Raw genomic sequence first — 18,182 nt, 5'->3', positions numbered from 1 at the left:
TCGCCTCGCGCCTTGGCGCATCGACCGGCCCAGCTGTTTCGCCCCGGCTCAGGACTGGACCGCAGGGTCCTTCTGCGGCTTGATGACGAACGCCATCAGGACGGCGAGGAGGCTGATGCCCACCGAGATCCAGAGCCCCGTCGTGAACCCGCTCTCCGTACCCTGAGTGATCCAGGGCGCGACGAGGGTGATGCCGAGGCCCGCCCCGATGCCGAATGCGGCCCCGTTGACGGCCGGCAGTGCAGCGGGGGCTTCGCGCGGCGACTGCACGACGCTGAGCCCGTTGAGGCTCGTGAGGCAGACGCCGGTGTAGAAGACGCCGAGGACGGTCGCGGTGATCCCCGCGGCCCACGGGTCGCGCCAGACCAGGGCGAACACGACCATCAGCGCGAACACGGGGAGCGTCCCGATGCGCAGCGTCTTCAGCCAGCCGATACGCCCTGCGATCGTGCCCGCGATCGGGGCCGCGATCGCGCCGGAGAGAGCCGCCGGGGTCAGGAAGAACAGTGCAGCAAGTCCGGGAGGCAGACCGAACGCACCGCCAGTCGCACCCTGGGAGATGAGCACGATGCTGAAGGAGAGCACGGAGAACACCGCCGCCAGGAGGAGAACCGTGGTCATGACAACGGGCCACATACTGCGGGACACGAGATGCTGCAGGGGCACCAGCGGGTGGCTGCTGCGGGATTCGATGATCGTGAAGCCCACCGCCGAGACCAGGAGGCCTGCATAGCAGGCCAGCGTGATCGGTGCGGTCCAGCCCTGCGAGGAGCCTTCGGAGATCGCGTAGGTGATGCTGACAAGGAACAGTCCGATGAAGACCGCCCCCCACCAGTCCATCCGTCCTTCGGTGACGGAGGGCGCATCGGTCGGGATCACACGCAACACGAGCACGATCGCGATCACGCAGACGAGGGCGATCACGGCGAAGATCCACCGGAACCCGACGGTCTGCGTCATGAGGCCACCGAGAAAGCCATCGACTCCGCCCACTCCGCCGTTGATCGCGGAGACCGTTCCGAGAGCGGTGCCGAACGTGCGCGCGGTGAGCATCTTGGAGAGCAGCAGGAAGGAGAAGTTGAAGGTCGCGCCCGAGACGCCTTCGAGCACTCTGCCGATGAGCAGGATGGGGAGGTTGGGGGCGAAGACGCACATCAGGGTGCCGATGAGAAGGATGAGGAGCACGATGATGAGCGTCTTCCGGCGGCCGAGATAGTCCGACCATCGGGTGAAGACCAGGCCGAGAACCGCGCCGGCGAGGAAGAACAGAGACGACATCTGCGATGCCGCTCCGACGGTGACGTTGAAGGCGGCGGCCATGTCGGGCAGTGCGGGTGTGAGCATGCTTGCGCACAGCTGCCCGGCCACCACGGCGAGGACCAGGGTGGCGGTCAGCGCGACGGCCTTTCCGCCGTGCCAGATGGTCGCGTCGGGTTTCGGGGCGGATGCGAGGGTCGTTGGATCGTTCATGGAGGACTCCTTTGTCTTTCGGGGGTGGAGGTGAGCGCGCAGGGGTCAGTAAGGAACGCCCGGGGCGGGCGGTCCTTTGCGCAAGGGGGTGGAGGGGTTAGGCGACTGTCTGTGCGAGCGAGACGGCGCCGACTCGTTCGGTGAGCGCGCACTTCGCGAGGTACCAGGGGGTTTCGCCGCGGGACATGATCTGAGTGAGGATCAACGCCGGGTCATTTGCGCCGGCGTCGAGCAGCTGCGCTCGGGAGCTCCCGAGCCGTGCGGGAGCGAGCCGCACACTCGTCGGTTTGAGGTCGCGTGGGAACGCCTCGAGCAGCGCATTGAGAACGGTGGTTTCCGGAGCGTCGGTCGATCGCGCCTGCGCTTCGGGGAGGAGCCGCTCAACCAGCGCGCGAAGCTCGGTGGGTCCCTCTTCCGCGTAGGGAAGGTGCTCGAGCAGGTAGGCGACCGGCCTGCCGCCGAGCGAGAGCACAGATTCCACAGTCAACACGCGCGTTCCGGCGGGGACACCCAGTTGCGGGCTCGCGAACGTCGCGTCCGCGTGGTCCAGATGCGTCTCCAGTCTGACGACCGTGATGTCTCTGGCTGCCGGATCGGCGAGCAGGCGATCCAGGGGGATGGCGCGCTCGATTCCGGCCTGGGGCTTCGTGTCCGACACGAAACGGCCGATTCCGCGGCGAGTGACCACCAGCCCGTCCTCCGCCAAGAGCATGAGAGCCTCGCGGACCACTGTCCTGCTCACGCCCAGCAGTTCCGACAGCTGGTTCTCGGACGGGACGAGAGACTGCGGTGGCAGAATGCCCTCTTCGATCGCGGAGGCGATCCGCTGATACACGGTGACTCGCATGGGGTGAGCCGAGGAGTCGCCGAGGGGCGCACTGAAGTGGTCCGTGATGCTGCGGTTCATCATGCGTCTGCCTCTTCGTTCACCGGACTCTGCCAGCGGTTCGCCAGCGGGGAGCTGAGCCTGAAATTATCACCGGGGGGCCCATAGACCCGAAACCCGCTCGCACGGACGGGTCCCGTCAGCCACTTGGGATCCTCACCCCGGATGAAGCGGACCGCATCATCGTGAAGCGCTCGGACGTCCTCGGGGATCTCATTGCCGAGCACCCGCACCACGGAAGGATCATCCTGCACGCCGAAGAAGACGGGGATCTCGTTGCAGTGCAAGGACCGACCGATGGCCGCAGGAGCCCACCGGTAGTCGTACGCGAAGCTGCGGCCGGACTCGCGACGATCAAGAACTTCGGTGATCGTCGAACGGAACCAGAGTTCTGAGATCACACGCTGCCGGCTGGTCTCCGCGCCGGCTCCGAGCCCGTTGATGAACTGGGTTGCGTCGACGGAGGAAACTCCCGCACCCGCGAGGAGTTCGCCCACGGCATCGGGGCTCAGAGCAGGGGATTCGGCATCCCACTGCATCTCGTCCGCCGTCGCGCCGAGCACGAGCGGCACCCGGGACTGTGCCAGGCCGGCCGGAATTCCGGACGGGAAGAGCTCTTCCCCGACAACGGGCCCGAACGGCGCGAGCGTCGCCAGCACTTGTTGGCCGACGGCATCGGCGACGGCGCCGAAACTTTCGGCGGAACAGTCCGGAAGCCCCAGCATTCCAGCGAGCTCCATGGCTCGCGAGCGCGCCTGGTCCACGGGGTCGGATTCGAGAACGCCGGAGAGCGACCACGCCCGCTGGAACAGGCCGTCCGCCCGGCGGGTCGCCAGGAGCGCCAACACCGCACCGCCGCCGGCAGACTGCCCCGCAATCGTCACGCGGCCAGGGTCGCCTCCGAAGTCCGCGATGAACTCCTGGACCCATTCCAACGCTGCGATCCAGTCGAGGACACCGCGATTCTCGGGCGAACCGTCGATGTGCACGAATCCATCGACCGCGAGGCGGTAGGAGATCGACACGACGACGATGCCGCGCTGGGCGAATGCCCGACCGTCGTACCAGCCCCCGATCGCAGACCCCGACCGGTATCCGCCGCCGTGGATCCACACGAGGACGGGATGCTGGGCACCAGCGTCAAGCGTCGCAACGGGCGCGAAGACATTCACGTTCAGCGTGTCGTTTCCGGGTACGACGGGCTCGGGAATATCGAAACCCGGGTCTCGGCGCTGCGGGGTCGCACCCCAGCGCGTCGCGTCGAACCCATCCGGGTGCGGTACCCGGCAGCGGCGTGGGGCTGCGAAGCGTAGCTCGCCGACGGGCGCCGCAGCGAAAGGAAGTCCACGGAAAACCGCCACGCCCTCACGTTCGAGACCGCGCACAGAGCCGCCCCGCGTGCGGCGTCCGATCACGGACGCAGTCGTCCAGAATCCGTCGTCGGTGTGTGTCAGCGTCATCGCCATGTACTTGTTATACAAGCTAGTCAGACAAGTTGCAAGCGTGAGAATTCATCCCGCAACCGGGGTGTACGCGCGCCAGATCGCCGGAGCGGCGGATCGGATTCCGCGTTCCGGCGTCGACAAGCATCCGCCGGGGAAAAGCCCCGACGACCAGGCATTCGTCACTGCCTCCCCGACGGGCTACGACCCGACGACGTACTCTTCGAGCGCCGCAAGCGGCGGCTGTGATGCGGGGTGTTCGACCGCGGCAGCGCCGACGGCGCAGGCGGTGTGGAGGGCGGCAAGCGGGTCCATTTCGCTGTGCAATGCAATGACGAGCGCGGCACAGAAGGCGTCGCCTGCCCCGACCGTGTTGACGGCGTCGGCGGGGACGCCGGCGACGCGGGCTATCTCGTTGCCGTATGCCAATAGGGCGGCGCCGGCCGCGCCGTAGGTGACGGCGACGAGGCGCGCGTCATCGAGCTCGGGCATGAGCGCGTATTCGCTCTCGTTGGCGATGAACAGGTCGACGCGTTCGATCAGGCTGGCGGGCAGCTGCTGAGCGGGCGCCGCATTGACGGCGAGGTAGTTCGGTCTCGATGCCGCGAGGTGCTCCACGACCGTCCGGGAGACCTCGAGCTGGGTGAGGATGACCTCATCGGGCTCGATGTGAACAGCGTCTGCTCGCACGTGAGCGTTCGCACCGGGACAGACGGCGATCTGATTCTCCGCGTGCTCATCGACGACGATGAGCGCTGTGCCGCTGGGGTCCGGGACGGTCTCGACGGCCGAGGTATCCACGCCGGCCGCTGTGAGGTGGTCGAGGAGCCACTGCCCGTCCGCGTCGTTGCCGACTGCTCCGATCATCCGAACGTTCGCACCCAGTTTGGCGGCTGCGGCGGCCTGGTTCGAGCCTTTGCCGCCGATCTCTCGACTGAGGGTTCCGCCGCCGACGGTTTCACCGGCGGTGGGGAGCCGCTGGACGTGGCTGGTGATGTCGACGTTGATGCTCCCGACGACGGTGATGCGGGGCGCGGAATGGGTTGGCATGGGGCGCCTTTCAGTTGGGGGTCGACTGCACGATGGAGAGACTGCCGACCTCGGGGGACACGATGAACTTCGCAAGGTAGAGGGGGGTGCCGTCGTACTCGGCGGTCTGTGTGAGCACGAGGACGGGCATCGTCGGCTTCAGACCGAGAAGCGCGGCCCGGGTCTCACCGGCGACGCTCGCTGCGAGCGCGCACACGCCGCCGCTGAGGACGGACCCGAACCGGTCGAAGATCGCCCCGAGAAGGGTCTTCGACTCGGCGGCGAGGGATGCAAGACTCGCCGCAATACCGGGGTGGATGTCGCTCAGGTACTTGCCGGCCGGGAGGTGCTCCTGGGCGATCGCGACAGGGCTCCCGTCGATGAGGATCAGAGCCTCTCGGAACCATGTGTTGGCCGTCGCGTCGAGGGCGAGCTTGTTGGAGATGAAGTCCGTCGTGGGCTGGGTGTCGAATTCGAGTTGGCGCACCTCGATGTGGCGCCCGGATTCGGCGAGCGCACGTTCGAGGGGCTGCAGCTCTTCGAGGCCGATGTGCGGCAGCGTGTCGACGACGAAACGGCCCACCCCACGGCGCGTGACGATGAGGCCGTCCTCCTCGAGAAGCATGAGCGCCTCGCGGACGACGGTGCGACTCACACCCAACGCAGTCGCGAGTTCCGTCTCCCGCGGAAGGACGTGACCGAGCGGGAACACGTTCGCCCGGATTCCGCTGGCGAGCCGGGAGTAGACGGCCACACGAAGCGGCTGCCCGACTGCGGTTGTCAGCTGGTGTGCGAAGAACTGGTCGATGACGCTCAAGACGATGCTCCCTTGCTCGAGTGAAGTGTCTCCATGATCCCTCAGACATCAGTCTTGCACATGTTCTACCCGAGAGGTATAACTTCATACATCCCGACTTTCAGTGCTTCGACGAAGGAGTCTCTCGTGCACGCACCCGCCCCAACGGCCGCCATCCGGACGGAACCAGGCGCCGACATCACGCTTCTTCGAGGAGGACGGGCGGTCGCACTCGTCGCCACCCTCATCCTGTGCGTGCTGTCGTACCAGCTGAATGCCAGCATGCTCACCCCCGCGCTTCCCGACATGGCGAAGGAACTCGGGATCGACGTCGGCGCGGTGTCGCAGGTCTCGTCGCTGTTCTTCCTCGCCGGCGCGATCGGTGGGATCGTCCTCTCCCGGTGGAGCGATTTCACCGGTCGGCGCCGCGCATTGTTCATCGTGCTCGGCATCCTTGCAGTCGGCACCCTGCTGTGCTTGTTCGCACCCAACCTCCCCGTTCTGCTGGTCGGTCGTGCGCTGCAGGGCGCATCCAGTGCTGCATTTCAGCTCGCCTACATCATCCTCAGCGAGTCACTGAGCGCCAAGGTCTTCGGCGCCACCCTCGGAATCATCACGGCCGTGAACGGGGGCGTCGGCGGCGTCGACGGCTACATCGGCGGCCTCCTCGTCGAGAACTTCGGCTACCGGTCGATCTTCGCCGTCATCCTCGTCGTCGGCGCCTTCGCGATCGCCTGCGTGATCTTCACCGTCCCCAAGGACGGCCCTGTCGTGACGGCCGGGAAGATGGACTGGTGGGGCGCCGCCGCCCTTTCGGTGGCTCTGATCTGCTTCACCTACTTCGTCTCTCAGGGTGGAAGTGCGGGCTGGCTCAACCCGCTCACCCTGACGTACCTGGCGGCCGCGATCATCGCCTTCATCGTGTTCTGGTTCGTCGAGAAGCGTCGCCATTCACCGCTGATCGCGACCCGCCACCTCGGGTCCCGGCAGGTATGGCCCGTGATCGCCACGACTGTTCTCACCCTGTCCGGCGTGTTCGCGGTCATCAACTTCACCGTCGTCATCCTGAGCCAGACCCCCAAGATCGGTTTCGGTCTCGATGCCGCCACCGCGGCGGCGCTGTTCCTCGTCCCGCCCGCCATGATCGGCGTCGTCGCCGCACCGCTGTCGGGGTGGCTTGCCGGCAAGGTCGGCTGGATCCGGCTGCTCCGCGTCGGACTCGTCCTCAGCCTCGCCGCCGTCGCCCTGATCGCCGTCGTCCCCCAGAACATGGCCCTCGTGATCGCCGCGATCGCGGTCCTCGGAATCACCTACAACGGCCTGGTCCTCACCACCGTCAACGGCCTCGGGGTCCTCCTCTCACCGGAAGACGCCCCGGCAGCACTGCCCGGCCTCAACGGTGCCGCTTTCGGGATCGGCGCTGGGCTCGGGATCGGAATCGTGGCCCCGTTCGTCACGCAGATCACCGTGGGCGGATTCACCACAGCGCTGTGGATCTCGGCAGGAATCGTCGGGCTCGCCCTCGTCGCCAGCCTGTTGATCGCCCCCCGCAGCGGACAGCGGATCTGAGAGGACACCATGACCAACGCCCCGACCGTTACCGAACGCATCCCCGTCTACCTGGACTGCGACACCGGTATCGACGACTCCCTCGCCATCGCATACCTCGCGACATCCCCCGCTGTCCGACTCGTGGGCGTCGGAACCGTCAGCGGGAACACCAGCACGGAACAGGCCGCACGGAACTCCCTCGACCTCCTCGCCCTGCTGGATGCCGGACACGTGCCCGTGAGCATCGGCGCACGGGACCACCTCGCGAAAGACTTCGACGGCGGCGTCCCGCAGATCCACGGCCACAACGGGGTCGGCGATGTCGCACTCCCGAGATCACCCCGCGAACCCGAAGCGGGCACCGCCGCGGAACTCCTCATCCGACTGTCCCATGAGCACCGCGGTGACCTGCGAATCGTCGCCGTCGGGCCGCTCACCAACATCGCCCTCGCTTTGCGGGCCGACCCGACGCTCCCGCAGCGGGTTCGCAGCCTCACCGCCATGGGCGGTGCCGCGCTCGTCCCCGGGAACGTCACCGCGGTTGCCGAAGCCAACATCTGGAACGACCCCGAGGCAGCCTCGGAGGTACTCTCCGCCGACTGGGACGTCACCCTCGTTCCCCTCGATGTCACCCTCGAAAACACCCTCGACGAAGACGATCGCGCCCGGCTCCTCGCGGCCGAGAGCGAGGCTTCCCGCGCACTCGGTCACATGCTCGACCTCTACTTCGACTTCTACCTCCCGCTGTACGGTGAGCGCAGCTGCGCCTTGCACGATCCGCTTGCGGCAGCCATCGCGGCGGGAGGCGTCGTGCCGACGGTGGTCCCGCGAGTCCCGATGATCGTCGACACGACCGATGGACCAGGCCGCGGCCAGGTGATCGCGGACCTCCGGAACCAGCGGTTGGGGCCCGTGGATCACCCGAACGTTCGCACGCGGATCGTTCTCGACACCGACCGCGCCCTCGGCCCGCACCTCGTCGAGATGATCACCGGTGCAGCACCTCTCCCGGAGGTCGTCTCATGCTGATCAATCTGCACACGCACCTCGAGGGTCGAGTGCGCCCTGCCACCGCCCTCGAACTCGCACGCAAGCTCGACATCCCCGGCGCTGACCGGGATTGGGAAAGAGCGCTTCAACTCGACGCGCCAGCGGACCTGACCGTCTACCTGGAGAAGGTGTCGTCGAGCTACCCGTTCTTCGCCGACTATGAGTCGCTTGCCCGCATCGCCTGCGAGGCCGTGGAGGATGCCGCCGCAGACGGACAGGACTATCTCGAGCTACGCTTCGGGCCTGCCACACACGTCAGCCAGGATCTCCCGCTGGACGACGTCGTCGCCGCGGTCTGCGAGGGCGTCAGCCAAGGGACCACGAACAGTGGGATGCCGGCCGGGGTCGTCGTGGCGGCTCTTCGGCTGCACGACGCAGAACTCAACGCTCGAGTCGCAGCAGCCGCAGCCCGCTTCGCGGGCAGCGGTGTCGTCGGATTCGACCTCGCCGGCGATGAACTCCGCTTCCCATCGCTCGATCCGTATGTCGAGGCTTTCGCGATCGCCCGCAGCGCCGGCCTCGGCCTCACGTGCCACGCGGCAGAGGCCGCGCCCGCGCATGCCGCTCTCGACGCCGTCCGACTGTTCGGGGTCTCCCGAATCGGCCACGGCGCACACGTCGCCGCCGACGACGACGCCCTCCGGCAGATGGCAGATCAAGGCATCTACATCGAAATCTGCCCGACATCGAATCTCTACACGGGTGCCATCGCCGCTCGACGCCATCACCCCGCCGCCGTGTTCCGGAAAGCGGGCGTGGCGGTTGTCCTCGGAGACGACAACCCACGACAGACCCGATCGCCTCTCTCTGCGGAGCGACAGGTGCTGAGCGATGAGCTCGGCTTCGACGCTGCGGCTCTCGCGCGGCTCGACTCCGACAGCGTGGATGCTGCATTCATCGACGAATCAACCCGAAGCGCTCTGAGAGCACGAGTCGGCAACGGCGGCCACTACGAGTCGAACTGACCTCGATGCGAGGACGAGCAAACCAACTCGCAAGCTGGGCACAAGGACGTCTGCGTCGCCGGTCGAGCTCGTGGGGCGACGGAAGATCCGCCGCCCCACAGACGGGGTCAGCCCGCGACCGCCGCGAGCCGGTCGGCAAGGAGCTGCGCCGTCTCCGGCGGGATCTGCCCGGCGGCCATCGTCAGCACCGTCGCGAGGGGCATCGCTTTGATCATCCCGAGCATGGGATGGGTCGCGAGATCGGGCACGGTCTGCTCGATGACGGTCCTGGTCACCGGGTGATCGAGGAGGTCGCCGAGCGGGCTCGCCGCGGTCGGAACGGGGCCGTCCACGGCACCCCCGTGCTGCTCGGCAACCGGGCTCGCCGGTGCTACCGTGCGCGGTGCGAAGTCGCTGCGGATTCCGAATGCGACATCGTCGGGCCTGACTGTGCGGAGGGCGGTCGCCGCGCTCGTGATCTCGACCGGCAGTGGTTCACTCAGGGCGTCGACCCCGGTGCCGAGTCGCACCGCGTAGCTCCCGGGCTCCACGGCCCAGGCGTGCGACTCGACCGACCAGTGCGCGAACGCGCGCGGTTCGAGGTCGATGGAGATCTCGGTCACCGTGCCGGGCTCGGCGCGTACGACGGCGTATCCGGCGAGCCAGAGCTCCGGGCGGTCGACCTCCGTCGGTCCCGTTCTCGTGAGGTAGGCCTGCACGACCTGCTTGCCGACGCGTCCGCCCGTGTTCTCGACCTCGGCGGTGACGCGCACTCCCCCGTCGGGCATGGCCTCCGCATTCTCGTTCGACGTCGCCCACGTCGTGTACCCGAGCCCCGAACCGAAGGCCAGCAAGGGCGCAGGATGCCCCGGGCGAGACCATGCCCGGTAGCCGATGTCGCCCCGCTCCGCGTAGTCGAGCACGCCGTCGACGGGCTCGACCGCCCAGATCGGCACGTCGGCTTCCGTGCGCGGCCATGTGGTTGGCATCCGCCCGCCGGGTTCGCGGTCACCGCACAGGACGTCGGCGAGCGCGTTGCCGAACTCCTGCCCTGGGAACCAGGAGAGAACCACGGCCGCGACCTCGTCGAACCACGGCATGAGCACGGGCGCGCCCGCATTCACGACGACGATCGTGCGGTCATTGACCGAGGCGACCGCGCGCACCAGTTCGTCGTGCCCCACGGGCAGTGCGAGCGTTGCGCGGTCGTAACCCTCCGACTCGATCACGTCGGTGGTGCCGACGACGACAACGGCGACGTCGGCTTCGCGGGCCGCTGCGACGGCACGCTCTAGTTCGACCTCGGGGGCGTCGAAGATCTCCTCCTCGCCGACGATGAGCGATGCGAATGGGAAGCCGCCGGGAAGGAAGGGCCGGATCGTCACCTCGATGTCGACGCGCTGGCCCTCGGCCAACACGAATTCCTCGGTCTGCGCCTTCGGGTGCAGCACCGCCTCGACGGGATCGACGCCTTCGGCCGGGCCGACCCGCCCCGAGAAGAGGACCTTCCCGTCGACCTTCCACTCCAGACCGCCGAGGCCGGCGACCCCGAGCCGCCGGACTCCCGCGGCCGGGGCGACGTAGGTGGAGCGCATGCGGATCGTCGCCGCGAGGGCCAGGTTCGCGTCGCCGAGCCATCCGAACCGGCCGCTCGGGAAGACTTCCGAAGCGAACGGCGCACCGTCGGCGTCGAGGTACTCCACCTCGAAGCCGGGCGCTTCGCCGTGGCTCAGCGCGTCCGCAGAAAGGGGGCGGAGTTCGGGAGCCGGCGGCACGCCGAGAGTCGCTGTCACGTTCGTGTAAGCCGAGCGGATGCCCGCCAGAGGGCTGACCTGGTAGGGCGGGAAGACCGATGCGGAGCCTCCCCCCTGCCCGCGCCCGACCAGCGCGTGATGACCGATGACGGCGATGCGCTGACCCTCGTCGGCCAGGGGCAGAATCCCGGTGTTGCGTGCGAGCACCATGCCGTCGGCGGCCGCTTCGCGAAGGATCTCGGCGATGTCCTCATCAACCCAGGGCGACGGGACCTCGGTGCGCGGCGCCGATTCGAGCGCCCCGACCCGCTCGGCGAGCCGGAGCAGCCGCTCCACCTTGTCGTCGATGACGCTCTCGCCGATCTCGCCCGCGCGGACCGCGGTGAGCAAGGCATCCCCCCACGGCCCGACAGGTCCGGGCATGATCAGGTCCTGACCCGATGCAGCGGACGCGACCGTGTCGGTGACGGCGCCCCAGTCGGAGATCACGACGCCATCGAAGCCCCATTCGTCCTTCAGCGGCGAGGTCAGCAGTTCGTTGGCCGAGGCAGCGACGCCGTTGACCCGGTTGTATGACGACATGATCATCCAGGCGCCCGAGGCCACCGCACGCTCGAACGGGGCCAGATAGAGCTCGCGCAGCGTGCGCTCATCGAGGTGGACGTCGATGGTGTGCCGGTCGGTCTCGCTGTCGTTGGCGACGAAGTGCTTCGGGGTCGCACCGACCCCTTCAGCCTGGACTGCCTCCACATAGGTCGATGCGAGCGTGCCGGCGAGCCACGGGTCCTCGCTGAACGCCTCGAAGTCGCGACCGCCGCGCGGACTGCGGTGGAGGTTGATCGTCGGACCGAGCACCACGTCGACCCCCTTCGAGCGCGCTTCGGAGGCGATCAGCCGGCCGAGGGTGCGCAACCTGTCGAGATCCCAGCTCGCCGCGATGCAGCTCGCGGAAGGCAGGCTCGCGGACGGGGCGCGGTCGTCCAGTGCCTGCCCGCGCACGCCGGTCGGGCCGTCCGAGACGACGATGCTACGGAGCCCGACAGCGGGCTCCTCGTGGAGCGACCACGCCGAAGCACCGGTCAGCAGTCGCACCTTCTGCTCCAGAGTGAGCCGGGCGACGGCGTCGAGGCGGCTGTTCGCGGGCGCGGATGACCCGACCGCCGCCGGCGCGAACGAGGTCGTCCCCACCGGGATGTGCGCGGCGTTCGAGAGGGCGACCTCGCCGAGCCAGGCGAGGCTCGGCTTCGGCCGACGTTCGAACGTTTCGCGGTCGACCGCGATGAGTCCGAAGGTGGGCGCCCAGTGGCCCCACTCGTAGTTGTCGAGGGCCGACCAGTGTAGGTATCCGCGCACGTCGATGCCGTCCTCGATCGCTGCGGCGAGGTGGCGCAGCGCTTCGCGGGTGTAGTCGATGCGGCGGGCGTCGTCGGCGGTGGCGATGCCGTTCTCGGTGACGAGCAGCGGCTTGCCCGTCACTTCGTGGGCGTGGCGAAGGGCGATGCCGAGCGCGTCGGGCCGGTACGCCCACCCGGTGATCGTGTTGTCGGGGTACGGCGGATGCGGCACCGGGCCATCCGGCCCGACGGGCTGGGTCGTGTACGACTGCACTCCCACGAAGTCGTCGTCGCGGGAGGCCTCGAGGAACAGATCCTCCCAGGCCCAAGTGACCCGTTGGAAAATCTCCTCGTTGCCCTCGGTGGGCGTGTACGCCTGCTGGGCGATCGTCCAGCCGACCTTGGCGCTGGTGCGTTCGCGGAGGATCCGCGTGGCGATGCGGTGCGCCTCGACGAGTCGCGCGCTGAGTGCGGCGTCGGGCATCAGGGGCCCGTCGTGGGCGAGAGTGATGCCGCCCGAGAGCGCATCGGCCGTCAGATCAGCCCCGAGAAAGACCTGCATGAGCGCCACCATGTTGGGCTCGTTGATGGTGCACACCCACTGCACGTCGCCGAGGATGCCCGAGACCTTCTCGATGTACCGCGCCCACCGGTCGAGCGCGTCGTCGCCCATCCAGCCGCCGGCTTCGGCGAACCAGTACGGCGAGGTGAAGTGGTGCAGCGTCACGACGGGCTCAAGCCCGAGGCTCCGTGCCTGGTCGATCATGCCACGGTAGTGCGCGAGCTGGGCGTTCGACCAGCGCCCCGGTTCGGGCTCGATGCGCGCCCACTCGATGCCGAAGCGGTAGGCGTTGAGTCCGGCATCCGCGAGCAGCTTCATGTCTTCGGGGTAGCGGTGATAGTGGTCGACGGCGTCGCCCGAGTACTCGGCCATGATCGGGCCGTTGCCCTCGAGCCGCCAGATGTCACTGGAGATGTTGTCGCCCTCCACCTGGTGGGCCGAGGTGGATGCTCCCCAGAGGAAACCATCGGGTACGCGGGACATTGGGGGCTCCTTCTGCGAGGGCTCGCCTCGCCAGTCGATGGATGGTGCATGGTGGAAGGCGAGACCGTCGCGCCGCCATGCTGGTGCCTGTGCAGCCAGGCGTTCGCGAAGGTCGTCCCAGTCGCGGGCCGGCCCGGCGGCCCAGGCGCGCTGTGCGAGTCCGGGCAGCCGGGGCAGCAGCAGGAAGCTGAGGTCGTCGAAGTCCCTCACGGTCTCGCACCAGATCGCGGCCTCGAAGCCGACGACGTCGAGGTCGGTCTGCGCGTCGATGCCGGGAATCGGGGCAGTGACGGAGCCCTCGATCGTCGTGGCCGGGTATCCGGGCATCCCGACCCGCCCCCGACGGGCCTCACTGTCAGGATGGGTCGACGCCTCCGCGTACGGGGCGTCGAGGTACGCGAGGCCGGTGCGCGACATGATGACGCGGGCACGCGTGTCGATCGCGCGCTGCGGATCTGCAGAGGCTCCGGCGAACGCATCGAGAAGCATCTCGGTGATCCGCGGCGGCAACATGGAGAGCAGAGGATCGTCGGCCGATGGGGTCGAGTCACTGTCGATCCAGAGCTGGATCAGCTCCTCCGGCTGTGCGTCGGCGCGGACGGTTTCCTGCCAGCCGATCGGCTCCTTGCCGTGGCGTCGGACGATCGCGCGCGCGCGACGGACGAAGGCGGCATGGTCCTCCTCCGGCATGCCGAAGGCCTCGTCGCCGCCGATGTGCAGGAAACGCCCCGGCGTGAGTGCGGCGAGCTCCGCGACGACGTCGTCCACGAACGTCCACACCTCGTCGTTGTCGGGATCGAGGAACTGGGGCTCGCGCTCGCCGGAGGCCAGCAGGGCGATCGCTTCCATCGGGTCGGCCGGGTACGCCCACGCCGTTCCCGACCGGGTGAGCTCGGGGTAAGCCGCCAGTGCCGCCGATGAGTGCCCGGGCATATCGACCTCGGGCACGATGGTGATGAACCGCTCCTGCGCGAACGCGACGAGCTCGCGGTACTCGGAGTGCGTGAAGAACGTGCTGCCTGCCGGGGTCAGCTCCGGGCGGGACGGGATCTCGATCCGCCAGCCCTGGTCATCGGTGAGGTGCAGGTGAAGCACGTTCATGTGGTACCTGTCAAGCAGTTCGATAACGCGTCGCACCTCGCTCGTGGTGAAGGTCGCGCGCACGACGTCGAACGACAGACCTCGCCACGCGAGGCTCGGCCCATCCGCGATGGCGGCCGCGGGCAGTACGAGCCCTTCGGCATCCTGCTCGGCCTGTTCGGCGATCGCTGCCAGCGTCGTCGCCGCGTGGTGCACACCCGCGTTCGAGGCGCCGACCACACGGATGCCGTCGGCCGACAGCGTGAGCGCGGAGCGCTCCGCGCCGAGGTCGCTGCCGTCGGCCGCGACTCCGGTGGCAGACGGCACGGCGGCGATCATCTCGTCATCGGCGTCGACGACGAGATGGATGCCGCCGGGCGACGCCTCGCGGACGCGCGGGTCGGACAGGGACATGCCCGCCCAGGCTTCGAGCCGTTCGGCGAAGAGCCGGGCCGACGGCAGCAGCTCAGCCGACGCGACCGTCAGAGCGGTGCCCGGATGGATGCGGACCTGGCCATGGTGCTCCTCGATGATCCGGGGTACGGGGAGGATGCGCTCGAGCGCGGTGGAGTCGTTCATCTCGTCCTTTCGATGGGGTGCGAGGGCACCAGGTGGATGTCTCGAAGTGTCAGCGCAGGCTGCGGATCGGGAGCACGGCGAGAGCGCCGAGCACGCCGATTGCGCCGACGATGAGGAACAGCGGCGCATAACCGATGGCGAGGACGATGGCTCCGGCGGCGAGGGGCGCGATCGTGGTCGGCAGCGTTGCGGCGAGGTTGAGCACGCCGAGGTCCTTGCCGAAGTCCTCGGGGTCGGGAAGCACCGACGCCATGAGCGCCTGGTCGACGGCGGCGAACGCGCCGAATCCGATGGTGACCACGATCGTCTGCAGTACGAGGCCGAGCACCGACGGCAGGGCGAAGGGGATGACCGCCCCTGCCGCGATGGTGAAGCCCGAGATCAGGACGAAGGGCTTGCGTCGACCGACGCGGTCGGAGAGCGGTCCGGACACAGCGGTCGCGATCAGAAGGCCGGGCAGCCCGGCCAGCCCCAGTAGCGGCACGAGCGTGGTCGCCTGGTTGAGGCTGAGCCCGATGTAGTCCTGGGCGATGTAGAGGCTGTAGGCGCTGAGCATCGTGTATCCGCCGAACAGCAGAATCCGCCCGGTGAACCCCCAGAAGAAGTCGCGGTGGCGGATGGGGTTCACCCAGAACGCGGACAGGAACGCCATGAGCGAGAACTGCTTGCGCGGCTCGCCTCGGTTGTCGATGCCGGGGACGAGGGCGATGAACAGCACGATGAGCAGGAGCACGACGCCGGCGAGCGACAGGTATCCGAGCGGGATGGTCTTCACGAAGAACGAGGCGAGAACGGGTCCGAGCACGGCGCCCAGCAGAACGCCGATCCCGACCCCGGTCGAGTAGCGGCCCCGGAACCGTTCGGGAACACGATCGGGCAGCAGAGCGGAGAACGGTCCCTGCCAGGCGTTGTAACCGAACTGGATGAGCATGACGCACACGGTCAGCATCGCCACGTTCGTCGCGAAACCAGCCGAGATGAGGGCGAGCGTGCCGATGGCGGTGCCCACGAGCATCCACGGATGACGCGCACCCCAGCGGCTGCGGGTGCGATCGGACAGCACACCGAAGATCGGCTGGGCGACCATGGCGGCGACGGCCGAGAGCGCGTTGATCAGTGCCAGGTTCTGGACCTTGGTGTCGGCATCGAACAGCTGAACCTGGATCGCCATGAAGTAGGCGGTGACGCCGTAGGCGAGAGGGGCCGCCGAAGCGGCGAGCGGAGCCAGGCGAAACAGGCGTCGAAGGGAAGACGGGACTTTCATCCGGGACTGTTCGGGCTGTGCGAGCGTGTCGGCGTGGTCAGACATCGATGTCTCCAAGCAGGAAGGCGAGTGTAGAGTTACCACCATAGCGGTAACTTTTCACCACACCAAGCGATTCGAGATACTGGAGAGATGGCGAGCAAGCGCGGCACCTACCGGACGGGACGCGAGCGGGTTGAGTCGATCCTCGATGCCGCTCACATGCTCTTCGTCCGCAACGGCTACCGTGCCACCTCGCTGCGTGAAATCGCCTCCGAGGCCGGCATCTCACACCCCGCGGTGCTGCGGTACTTTGCGAATCGCGGCGAGATCCTCACCGCACTCATCGCCCGGCTCGACACCCAATCGGAACGCGTCTGGAATGCGGCCGAGCTGCGCGCGGGATCGGCGCCGAGCGCCGCCGCCGTCGCCCGCGCCAACAACGCCGTGCCCGGGTGGATCGAGTTGTTCACCGCTTTGCTCGGCGAGGCCACGAGCCCCGAGCATCCCGGCCACCCCATGATGCTGCATCGTCGCCAGGAGGGGCGTCGACGCGGACGCGCGTTCTTCGATTCGATCGGACTGTCGGCCACGGAAAGCGATCTCGCGACAGCTGAGATCATCGCGGGCTGGGAAGGTCTGCAGATCCTCACACTGTATTTCCCCGGGCAGATCGACATTCCTGCGCAACTCGACGAATTCGAGGGCCGCGTCACGCACCTCGCCGGCGCCTCCGCCGTTGCTCGCATCATCGCCCCGACATCGGAACCGCGACTGCCGCCCGCCCTCGCCGGTGATGATCCGCGCGCGCGGATCGTCGCGGCGGCCGCGAAGCGCTACGCCAGGCACGGCTATTACGAGACGTCGATGCAGATGGTCGCCGACGACGCCGGCGTGACCCGAGCCGCCCTGATCCACGTCGCGCCCACCAAACAGGCCCTGCTCGAACTCGTCGTCGCAGCCCTGTACGACCGCGTCACCGACGACCCGTGGATGCTGCACCTCGAGCGACTCCCCCGCTGGGTGACCGCCGCCGAGATCGTGCTGCTCTGCGAAGCGACGGTCGCCGCGCATCCACTGCACGACACCGCCGCCCGGCAATTGGCATGGACGCGGCAAGAGCTCACCACCCTGCTTCAGGCGCAGGGAGTCGCCGGCGCCGACGCCCGCACCGGGGCCGACTGGCTGATCGCAGTGGGTCTGGGCTGCATGATCGCCTGGCTCTACGAGCCCGACACCATCGACCCCGATGTCGTGCTCGAGACCGTGAAGGCACGAATCCTCGGTGCCGCCACCTCAGCCCTTGCCCCTCTCGCCCCTACCTCGGAGCGATAACCCCCTGCTATTGCAGGCTGAATTCGCCGAACGCCGGTCCGGCGAATCCGAAGCGAGACACGGTCACGACGGCGACCGGTCGCACCTCAGCCAGCCTCCTCAGGATCACGTGACACGGTCCGGTGGCAAAACTGTCCTGAATTGTCCCAAAACGCCGATCAGCGCCTCCAAAAAGAGGCGCTGATCAGGTATTTATTTGGCGGTGACGGTGGGATTTGAACTCTTCCGCGGAAGCCCACGCTGACCGGAACTGGATGCGAGTTGATTGATTTCACGCGGGACCATCAATTCGCAAAGCACGTTTGAGCAGAACCTGGACGAGTTCAGCGAAGTTCGCTTCCCCACGATTCTTCCCGCCGTCTTCCCACGAGACCTATCTCCGGGAGATTCGGAAGACGCGTACGAGATTCGTATTTATGTACGCTTTAGCGGCCGGGGTGCCAACGTGCCGGATCTGCGGGTTGGCGCCACTTAGTTCACTCTAAGCACGATGCGGGTAGACAGTCGACGTCAGGTCTGAAGCCAGTCCGTCGGCCTCAGCCGACATTCGTCAGCCTGAAGGCCTCCGGTAATATCCGCCGGGTCGCGGACTATCCGCCACAGCAGATACGCCGTGCAACCGGCCCTGGAACACCCTCTGCGGA

At 67.8% G+C, this 18,182-nt stretch carries 11 protein-coding genes; 4 read left to right on the top strand and 7 right to left on the bottom strand.

Annotation, left to right across the window (positions count from 1 at the left end):
• Positions 1-48: 48 nt before the first annotated feature.
• From LK09_RS14750 to LK09_RS14730, 5 genes are all read right to left on the bottom strand, one after another.
• A complete protein-coding gene (locus tag LK09_RS14750; protein WP_039401018.1) occupies positions 49-1,470 on the bottom strand; it encodes an MFS transporter in 1,422 nt (473 codons plus the stop codon).
• Positions 1,471-1,567: 97 nt separating this feature from the next.
• A complete protein-coding gene (locus tag LK09_RS14745) occupies positions 1,568-2,377 on the bottom strand; it encodes a GntR family transcriptional regulator (protein ID WP_197061063.1) in 810 nt (269 codons plus the stop codon).
• The gene (locus tag LK09_RS14740) at positions 2,377-3,822 is read right to left on the bottom strand and encodes a carboxylesterase family protein (protein WP_082008283.1); all 1,446 of its coding nucleotides are present in this window, start codon (positions 3,820-3,822) and stop codon (positions 2,377-2,379) included. Before LK09_RS14740 ends, LK09_RS14745 begins: the two co-directional genes overlap by 1 nt.
• A gap of 177 nt (positions 3,823-3,999) precedes the next feature.
• Positions 4,000-4,848 carry a ribokinase gene (locus LK09_RS14735; protein WP_039401015.1) on the bottom strand — a complete coding sequence of 283 codons (849 nt, stop codon included), beginning with the start codon at positions 4,846-4,848 and terminating at the stop codon, positions 4,000-4,002.
• A gap of 10 nt (positions 4,849-4,858) precedes the next feature.
• Entirely contained in the window at positions 4,859-5,644 is a 786-nt protein-coding gene (locus LK09_RS14730; RefSeq protein WP_039401012.1) for a GntR family transcriptional regulator, read from the bottom strand.
• Between the two features lie 126 nt (positions 5,645-5,770).
• Between LK09_RS14730 and LK09_RS14725 the strand changes: the two genes are divergently transcribed.
• The 3 genes from LK09_RS14725 to add are packed head-to-tail and all read left to right on the top strand — an operon-like array spanning position 5,771 to position 9,189.
• Positions 5,771-7,192: an MFS transporter gene (locus tag LK09_RS14725; protein ID WP_039401009.1), complete on the top strand. Its 1,422-nt coding sequence runs from the start codon at positions 5,771-5,773 to the stop codon at positions 7,190-7,192.
• Positions 7,193-7,201: 9 nt separating this feature from the next.
• Positions 7,202-8,203, top strand: a complete 1,002-nt coding sequence (locus tag LK09_RS14720; RefSeq protein ID WP_039401006.1) for a nucleoside hydrolase — start codon at positions 7,202-7,204, stop codon at positions 8,201-8,203.
• Complete coding sequence (gene add / locus LK09_RS14715) at positions 8,197-9,189, top strand: adenosine deaminase (protein WP_039401003.1); 993 nt, start codon at positions 8,197-8,199, stop codon at positions 9,187-9,189. Before LK09_RS14720 ends, add begins: the two co-directional genes overlap by 7 nt.
• Before the next feature lie 107 nt (positions 9,190-9,296).
• Here add and LK09_RS22190 read toward each other — a convergent pair whose 3' ends face one another.
• Positions 9,297-14,960: a family 1 glycosylhydrolase gene (locus LK09_RS22190; RefSeq protein WP_331454272.1), complete on the bottom strand. Its 5,664-nt coding sequence runs from the start codon at positions 14,958-14,960 to the stop codon at positions 9,297-9,299.
• Between the two features lie 49 nt (positions 14,961-15,009).
• The gene (locus LK09_RS14705) at positions 15,010-16,269 is read right to left on the bottom strand and encodes an MFS transporter (protein WP_052226818.1); all 1,260 of its coding nucleotides are present in this window, start codon (positions 16,267-16,269) and stop codon (positions 15,010-15,012) included.
• Positions 16,270-16,356: 87 nt separating this feature from the next.
• Between LK09_RS14705 and LK09_RS20860 the strand changes: the two genes are divergently transcribed.
• Positions 16,357-17,538, top strand: coding sequence for a TetR/AcrR family transcriptional regulator (locus LK09_RS20860; RefSeq protein ID WP_052226817.1), 1,182 nt, complete (start codon positions 16,357-16,359; stop codon positions 17,536-17,538).
• Positions 17,539-18,182 lie beyond the last annotated feature (644 nt).

This window comes from Microbacterium mangrovi, assembly GCF_000802305.1.
Lineage (GTDB): Bacteria > Actinomycetota > Actinomycetes > Actinomycetales > Microbacteriaceae > Microbacterium > Microbacterium mangrovi.
This window is presented reverse-complemented; position numbering and strand designations above follow the sequence as displayed.

What these genes read in the sequence shown, in the direction of transcription:
- LK09_RS14750 (WP_039401018.1), bottom strand. Translation starts at nt 1,470, where the DNA reads ATGAACGATCCAACGACCCTCGCATCCGCCCCGAAACCCGACGCGACC.
- LK09_RS14745 (WP_197061063.1), bottom strand. Translation starts at nt 2,377, where the DNA reads ATGAACCGCAGCATCACGGACCACTTCAGTGCGCCCCTCGGCGACTCC.
- LK09_RS14740 (WP_082008283.1), bottom strand. Translation starts at nt 3,822, where the DNA reads ATGGCGATGACGCTGACACACACCGACGACGGATTCTGGACGACTGCG.
- LK09_RS14735 (WP_039401015.1), bottom strand. Translation starts at nt 4,848, where the DNA reads ATGCCAACCCATTCCGCGCCCCGCATCACCGTCGTCGGGAGCATCAAC.
- LK09_RS14720 (WP_039401006.1), top strand. Translation starts at nt 7,202, where the DNA reads ATGACCAACGCCCCGACCGTTACCGAACGCATCCCCGTCTACCTGGAC.
- add (WP_039401003.1), top strand. Translation starts at nt 8,197, where the DNA reads ATGCTGATCAATCTGCACACGCACCTCGAGGGTCGAGTGCGCCCTGCC.
- LK09_RS22190 (WP_331454272.1), bottom strand. Translation starts at nt 14,960, where the DNA reads ATGAACGACTCCACCGCGCTCGAGCGCATCCTCCCCGTACCCCGGATC.
- LK09_RS14705 (WP_052226818.1), bottom strand. Translation starts at nt 16,269, where the DNA reads ATGTCTGACCACGCCGACACGCTCGCACAGCCCGAACAGTCCCGGATG.
- LK09_RS20860 (WP_052226817.1), top strand. Translation starts at nt 16,357, where the DNA reads ATGGCGAGCAAGCGCGGCACCTACCGGACGGGACGCGAGCGGGTTGAG.